At 72.3% G+C, this 2,777-nt stretch carries 3 protein-coding genes; 2 read left to right on the top strand and 1 reads right to left on the bottom strand.

What is annotated here, in order from left to right; all coding sequences use genetic code 11:
- Positions 1 to 109: 109 nt before the first annotated feature.
- The gene (locus ABD330_RS32125) at positions 110 to 766 is read right to left on the bottom strand and encodes a TetR/AcrR family transcriptional regulator (protein WP_344469847.1); all 657 of its coding nucleotides are present in this window, start codon (positions 764 to 766) and stop codon (positions 110 to 112) included.
- A 62-nt stretch (positions 767 to 828) separates the two neighbouring features.
- Here ABD330_RS32125 and ABD330_RS32120 point away from each other — a divergent pair, with 62 nt between their 5' ends.
- Together ABD330_RS32120 and ABD330_RS32115 are read left to right on the top strand one after the other, a co-directional pair.
- The gene (locus ABD330_RS32120; RefSeq protein WP_344469846.1) at positions 829 to 1,632 is read left to right on the top strand and encodes a 2OG-Fe(II)-dependent halogenase WelO5 family protein; all 804 of its coding nucleotides are present in this window, start codon (positions 829 to 831) and stop codon (positions 1,630 to 1,632) included.
- A gap of 27 nt (positions 1,633 to 1,659) precedes the next feature.
- The gene (locus tag ABD330_RS32115) at positions 1,660 to 2,712 is read left to right on the top strand and encodes a threonine/serine dehydratase (protein WP_344469845.1); all 1,053 of its coding nucleotides are present in this window, start codon (positions 1,660 to 1,662) and stop codon (positions 2,710 to 2,712) included.
- Positions 2,713 to 2,777: the final 65 nt, after the last annotated feature.

Raw genomic sequence — 2,777 nt, 5'->3', positions numbered from 1 at the left:
CCACGGCCAGCCTCGACAATCGCGGCGGCAGCCTGCTCACGGTCCGTCTCGCCAGCGGCGACTGCCCGGCCATAGGCCTCAATGGCGTCGACGAGTGCCATGCTGGTTCTCACTTCCCTGTGGTGTGGCGGCTGGGGTCGGCGGCGTGGACGAGTTGGCGGAGCGCGCCGTAGTAGATCTCGTGGTCAGCCATGGCTGGCAGGATCGCCGCCTGGTGGCGGGTCAGTACCGGGAAGTCCTCTGGGTCGAGCGCGGCCAGTGCCGTCCGGGTGGCGGTCTGGGCGGCTTTCGGGTCGCGGTGGTCGACGAAGCTGGCGCTGCCGAGGGTGAGCAGGTACATCCGCCGGTAGCAGGTGATCGATTCCTCGGGTGTCATGCCGGCTGCGAGGGAGTCGGCGAGCTGCGGTTCCACGAGGCGCTGCAGGAGTTGGCGGCCGAGCCAGGGGCGTCCGCCGCGCAGTGCGACGAGGCCGGGATGGGCTGTCAGCAGCTGGTAGAGCGCGGTGAATCGGGTCTCGGTGGCGCTCGCCCAGCTGGTGCCGGGCGGGATCTGGGGCAGCTCGGTGGCGAGGTGGTCGGTCACGAGGTCCAGCAGTCCGGCCAGGTCGGTGCAGCGGCGCTGGAGCGAGGCGACGGAGATTCCCAGCTTTGCTGCGAGGGTGCGAAAGCTTAGCGTGTCCGGGCCTTGCTGATCCACGATCATCAGGGCGGTCTGGGCGATGTGTTCGGGAGTCGCGAGGTCGAGGGAAGCGGATTGCCTTGGCATGTGAGTCAGCGTACGGTACATCGTATCGTCACGGTAGGCTTCGATCTCCTTACGGAGGGAACATGCCCCGCAGCACGGCGCTCGACCCGCTGTTCACCGCGGTGAACGCAGCGGCCTTCACCGACCGGCACATCGCCAACCTCGCGGCCGGTACCCTCGCCGCCGTCCGCGTCCCCGGCTTCCTTGACCGGTCGACCTGCGCGAGCGCGCTGTCCGCGCTGGACCGGCTGCCCACCGCCGACTACGACCCGGCCCGGGTGCCCACCCCGATCGTGCGGTTCGGCCCGGCCCTCAACGACTACCGCGACCACGACGGCGCGCTGGACACCGATCGGTACTGGCGCGACGCGGAGGCCGCCCGGGCGGCCTGGCAGCGGGCCGGGCTGCGCCCGGATCCGATCGCCGTCTCGCTGGCCCGGCTCGGCTCCGCCTGGGGTGCCGCCGTCGCCTCCGCCACCATCGGCGGCCGGGCGGTCTTCGGCGGCACCCTGCGCGAGATCAACGCGGGCGCGCTGATCCACCATGACTCGATCACCCGGGAGTTCTCCGCCGGGCTCTTCGACCAAGAGGTCGTCGCCCAGCTCGCGTTCAACGTCTGGGTGACGGTTCCGGACGCAGGCGGGGCGACCACCGTGTGGCGCCACCGCTGGGAGCCGGCCGACGAGCAGTACCGCCAGGCGTACGGCTACCGGCCCGAGGCCGTCGAGGACTGCCAGCGGGTCAGCCTGGCCCCGGAGCGCGGCGACGCACTGCTGTTCAACCCGGCCAACTTCCACGCCGTCGAGCCCAACCCCGGCGGGCGGCGGATCGCCTTCGCGTTCTTCCTCGCCCTGACCACCACCGGCCAGCTCATCGCCTGGTCCTGACCACCGCGCAGCCAAGGAGCCACCGAAGTGCACCAGCTCACGTACGGCGATATCAAGGCCGCCACCGACCGGATCACCGGACGGATCCGCCCCGTCACCCTCGCCCCGGTCGACCCCGGGGCGATCCGTACCGCCCACCGCGATCCGCTGGACGACCGCCCGGAAGAGCCCTGCGAGGTCTGGCTGGCGCTGGAGTACATGCAGCACACCGGGTCGTTCAAGGCCCGCGGCGCCCAGAACTTCATCCAGGCCCACCGCGATGCCGGAACCCTCCCGGATACCGGGGTGACCATCGCCTCCGGCGGCAACGCCGGGCTCGCCTGCGCCTGGGCCGCCCAGCAGGAGGGCGTCACCGCCACGGTGTTCCTGCCGACCACCGCACCGGCGGTCAAGGTCGCCAAGCTCCGCGGCTTGGGCGCGGACGTGCGCCTGGTCGGTGCGGAGTACGCCGAGGCCCTGGCCGCCTGCGAGGACTTCGCGGCCGCGACCGGCGCCCTCGCCTCACACGCCTACGACCACCCGCTGATCGCCGCCGGCGCGGGAACTTTGCTTCAGGAGATCCGGGCTCAGGTCCCGGGCCTGGACACCGTGGTGGTCGCGGTCGGCGGTGGCGGCCTGTTCGCCGGCGTCGCCACCGCCGCCCAGCACCACGGCGTGCGCGTCGTCGCCGTCGAGCCGGAGAACTGCCGAGCGCTGAACGCTGCTCTCGAAGCCGGCCGCCCGGTCGACGTCCCGGTCGACTCGATCGCCGCCGACTCCCTCGGCGCGCGTCGCACGTCCGCCATGGCTCTCGCTGCCGCCCAGCAGGACGGCGTGCACTCCGTGCTTGTGCCGGACTTCGAGATCGTCCGCGCCCGTCAGGCGCTGTGGGACCACCGCAGGGTGGCCGTGGAACATGGGGCAGCGGCGGCCTTGGCCGCTCTGACCGCGGCGCCGGCCCACCTCCCGGACCGGGACCTGCCGCCGCGGCCTACCGAGCCGAGCCGCGGCTACCGGCCCGGCAATGGCGAGAAGGTGGCCGTGGTGCTGTGCGGTGCGAACACCGACCCCGGCAACCTGGTCCAGCCGGCCGCCGGCTGAGACCACCACGTGAGCGAGAATGCAGACGAGCCCCGCCCACTTGCACTGGGCGGGGCTCGCTCTCG

It is taken from the genome of Kitasatospora kazusensis (genome assembly GCF_039529945.1).
Classification (GTDB): domain Bacteria; phylum Actinomycetota; class Actinomycetes; order Streptomycetales; family Streptomycetaceae; genus Kitasatospora; species Kitasatospora kazusensis.
Note: the sequence above shows the minus strand (reverse complement) of the source record. Positions and strands in the feature narration are given on the sequence as shown.

Coding starts and splice junctions, on each gene's coding strand:
- ABD330_RS32120 (WP_344469846.1), top strand. CDS start 829: ATGCCCCGCAGCACGGCGCTCGACCCGCTGTTCACCGCGGTGAACGCA.
- ABD330_RS32125 (WP_344469847.1), bottom strand. CDS start 766: ATGCCAAGGCAATCCGCTTCCCTCGACCTCGCGACTCCCGAACACATC.